The organism is Neisseria sp. P0022.S010, assembly GCF_051956635.1.
Genome location: NZ_JBQCXF010000329.1, coordinates 1 through 3358, shown reverse-complemented (window position 1 = coordinate 3358; position 3358 = coordinate 1). Strand labels below are relative to the sequence as shown.

At 51.1% G+C, this 3358-nt stretch carries 4 protein-coding genes and 1 pseudogene; 2 read left to right on the top strand and 3 right to left on the bottom strand.

The features are described 5' to 3' along the window. Together ACTHUT_RS16215 and rarD are read left to right on the top strand one after the other, a co-directional pair. Positions 1 to 397: pseudogene (locus tag ACTHUT_RS16215) on the top strand (tRNA (adenosine(37)-N6)-threonylcarbamoyltransferase complex transferase subunit TsaD); the annotation flags it as partial. A gap of 39 nt (positions 398 to 436) precedes the next feature. Next, complete coding sequence (gene rarD / locus ACTHUT_RS16210; RefSeq protein ID WP_250599534.1) at positions 437 to 1339, top strand: EamA family transporter RarD; 903 nt, start codon at positions 437 to 439, stop codon at positions 1337 to 1339. 93 nt (positions 1340 to 1432) lie between these two features. On the opposite strand, the gene murU is transcribed toward rarD, so the two are convergent. The 3 genes from murU to hpaR form a co-directional block, all read right to left on the bottom strand. Continuing rightward, the gene (murU, locus tag ACTHUT_RS16205) at positions 1433 to 2128 is read right to left on the bottom strand and encodes an N-acetylmuramate alpha-1-phosphate uridylyltransferase MurU (protein WP_250599536.1); all 696 of its coding nucleotides are present in this window, start codon (positions 2126 to 2128) and stop codon (positions 1433 to 1435) included. 86 nt (positions 2129 to 2214) lie between these two features. Continuing rightward, positions 2215 to 2715, bottom strand: coding sequence for a 4-hydroxyphenylacetate 3-monooxygenase, reductase component (gene hpaC / locus ACTHUT_RS16200; RefSeq protein ID WP_250599538.1), 501 nt, complete (start codon positions 2713 to 2715; stop codon positions 2215 to 2217). A 10-nt stretch (positions 2716 to 2725) separates the two neighbouring features. Then, positions 2726 to 3163: a homoprotocatechuate degradation operon regulator HpaR gene (hpaR, locus tag ACTHUT_RS16195; protein ID WP_440419065.1), complete on the bottom strand. Its 438-nt coding sequence runs from the start codon at positions 3161 to 3163 to the stop codon at positions 2726 to 2728. Positions 3164 to 3358: the final 195 nt, after the last annotated feature.

The following is a 3358-nucleotide window of genomic DNA, read 5'->3' as shown; positions in this document are numbered from 1 at the left end:
CCGTGCCGAAACCGGCAGCGATGAAATTCCGGAACAAACACGAAACGACATTTGCCGCGCTTTCCAAGATGCGGTAGTTGACGTATTGGCGGCCAAAGCCAAAAAAGCGTTGTTGGATACCGGCTTCAGAACTTTGGTAGTTGCCGGCGGTGTGGGTGCAAACTGGAAACTGCGTGATGAATTTTCGCGCTTAACTGTCAAAGTGCCGTCTGAAAAAGGCAAACCCAAGCCGCAGGAAGAAAAAATCAACATCTATTTCCCGCCGATGGCATATTGCACAGACAACGGCGCAATGATTGCCTTTGCCGGTGCGATGCGTCTTGCCGAGCGTCAGGCTGTTGGTGCATTCAATGTCAAGCCGCGCTGGCCGCTGTCGGATATTGTGAAACAGGGCTGATGTATTAGACTGCTTCGATGCAATGAAAGGCCGTCTGAAATGACGAATTTATCTAAAGGTTTGCTGGCGGCCATAACGTCCAATGCATTGTTTGCTATGCTGTTTCTGTACGGCGTATGGATGCAGCCGATGAGCGGCACGGAAATTTTTGCGTGGCGTATGGTGGCGATGCTGTCGGCTTTATGCGTGCTGATGACAATGGTCAACGGTTGGCAGGCTGCGGCGCGGTTTGCGAACAATATCGGCCGTGATTGGAAGCGGTGGCTGTTGATTGTATTGCCGACGCCGATATTTGCCAGTCAGTTGTGGCTGTTTGTCTGGGGGCCGGTCAACGGGGAAGGGGTAAACATCGCCATGGGTTATTTCCTGTTTCCTTTGGCGATGATGCTGGGTGGACGGATTTGGTTTAAAGAGCGTTTAAACCGGTTGCAGAGGGTTGCCGTTGCGTTGGCCTGTGCAGGCGTGGCATGTGAATTGGTACGGTCGGGTGCGTTTTCGTGGACGACTGTATGGGTGTTCGGTACTTATCCGTTTTATTATCTACTGCGCCGAAAACTGGGCGTGCCTTCTTTAATCGGTCTGGCCTTTGATTTAATGATGATTACGCCGTTTGCGTTGGCGTATATTTTGCTGGCAACGGATACGCCGGCGATGATAGCGGCCAAACCGGTTTTAATCTTCTTTATTGTGTTGCTGGGCTTTAATAGCGCAATATCCATGCATTTGAATTTGAAGGCAAATCAGTTACTTCCGGTTGCGGTGTTCGGTATGTTGAGCTATTTGGAACCTGTATTACTTTTTATCGTGTCGATTGTGTGGCTGGACGAGCCGGTGCAAAAAGGCGCATTGATCGGTTATGGCCTGATTTGGTCGGGATTATGCGTGATGATCGTCAATGGCTTGTTGGGAATGAAGAAAGAAAAGAAATTGGCCAAAGCTTGATGATAGATTAAGGCCGTCTGAAAAATGGGTTGACCAATTTTTTCAGACGGCCTTTGATATTGAAAGGGACGTATCGGATACGCCCCTTTTGTTTTACCAGCTTTGGGCAATACGGTCGGCTTCTTGCAGGCGTTCGACTGTGCCGACGTCCAACCAAAGGCCGTTGTGGTGTTCGCCGCTGATTTTGCTTTGACTCATGGCCTGACGCAACAGGGGGGCAAGTTTGGCAGCTTGGTGCGCCGGGGTATCTTTGAAAAGCGCAGGATGATAAACGCCCACGCCGCTGAAAGTCAGGGCTTGACCGTTTGCGGATGAGGCGGATACTAGGCCGTCTGAAAGCAGGCCGAAGTCGCCTTCGGGATGGTGTGGCGGATTGTCCACCAGCCATAAATGGGCGAGAAGGTTGTGTTCCTGCATACGCTTGGCAGCCAGTCGTGCAGCTTGGAAATCAATGTCGGTCAATACGTCGCCATTGACGACCAAAAACGGCTCGTCGCCCAAAAGAGGCAGGGCGGTGGCAATGCCGCCGGCGGTTTCCAGGCCTCCGGCGCGCTCGGGAGAATAGGCAATGCGCACGCCGTAGTCTGAACCGTCTTTCAAGGTATCTTCGATTTGCTGGCCAAGCCAGGCATGGTTGATGACGATTTCAGTGAATCCGGCCTGTTGCAGGCGGCGCAAGTGCCAACCGATAAGCGGCGTGCCTGCTACTTCGAGTAAGGGTTTGGGCGTGTGGTCGGTCAGGGGGCGCATGCGTTCGCCGCGACCGGCGGCCAGTATCATTGCTTTCATGGGTGTGCCTATAATGTGTGAAACAGAAAAGGTCTCAGGCCGTCTGAAAAATGAAACCGATGTTTCAGACGGCCTGAGACCTTTATTTATGCCAAATATTTGAATTGCCTACGGAAATACAGCAATGCCGGTGCTTGCGTGTCGGTATTGCGGATTTCGTTGATCTGAATGAAAAAGACGTAATGCGTGCCGATTTCGCGCTGATCGACAATGCTGCCGTGCAGGTGCGCCAGCGCGCCTTCAACCTCGAGCTGTCCGGTTTGCCCTCTATGCCAAATATGGTATTCGAAACGTTCGTCGGGAGAGAGGTCGGTCAGTCCGGCAAAGTGTTCGGCGATATCCTGCTGGCTGTCATTGAGCGTGTTGATGCACAAATCATGGTTGCCTTGCAGGATGGGAATGATGGCGGATTGGCGGTTGATGCACAGCATGACCGTCGGTGGCTCGTCGGTAACGGCAGTGACGGCAGTCATGGTAATGCCATAGCGTCCTGCTTCGCCGTCTGTCGTGATAACATGCACGCCGGCGGCACAGGAGGCCATGGCATCTCGAAATGATCTCTTGAGTGTGTGTGTTGAGTCTGTCATCCGGCTTTCTTTATTTTAATGCCTGTTCGATTTTTGCCAGCTCTGCCAAGAGTTCTTTGAGTTGTGCCATTTTTTCTTTGGATAGAACTTTTTCAATCGCATCGTAGCGTTCGTCAACCAATGCACCGATGGATTCATAGAGTTTCTCACCTTCAGGCGTCAGTTTCAGGTAGACACGGCGTTGGTCGTTGGAAGGCTTCAGGCGGACGGCCAAACCTGCTTTTTCCAAGCGGGTCAGAATGCCGGTCAGACTGGGGCGAAGGATGCAGGCCTGATTGGCCAAATCTTGAAAGTCGAGTGTGCCGTTTTCCGCTAAGAGCCGGATGATACGCCATTGCTGGTCGGTAATATTGGCTTGGTTCAGAATAGGGCGGAATTGGGTCATCAATGCTTCCCGCGCCTGAATCAGACCGATATTGATAGATACATGTTTAGATTGGTTGGGCATTACTAAGTCTCCGGTGTTATCAAAAATCAAACCGTTGAAGCGTGAGGTAGATTGATAAAGGCGAATATTGCTGTTTTAAGGCTGCCGTCGGCAGCCGGGTCATGGGAACAAAAGCATCACTGCCACAATATTAGATGAAAATCTCTAACAGTTTGTTTTGATAATAATGTTTCCAATTGTTCTTATGGTTATATC

Coding starts and splice junctions, on each gene's coding strand:
- hpaR (WP_440419065.1), bottom strand. CDS start 3,163: ATGCCCAACCAATCTAAACATGTATCTATCAATATCGGTCTGATTCAG.
- rarD (WP_250599534.1), top strand. CDS start 437: ATGACGAATTTATCTAAAGGTTTGCTGGCGGCCATAACGTCCAATGCA.
- hpaC (WP_250599538.1), bottom strand. CDS start 2,715: ATGACAGACTCAACACACACACTCAAGAGATCATTTCGAGATGCCATG.
- murU (WP_250599536.1), bottom strand. CDS start 2,128: ATGAAAGCAATGATACTGGCCGCCGGTCGCGGCGAACGCATGCGCCCC.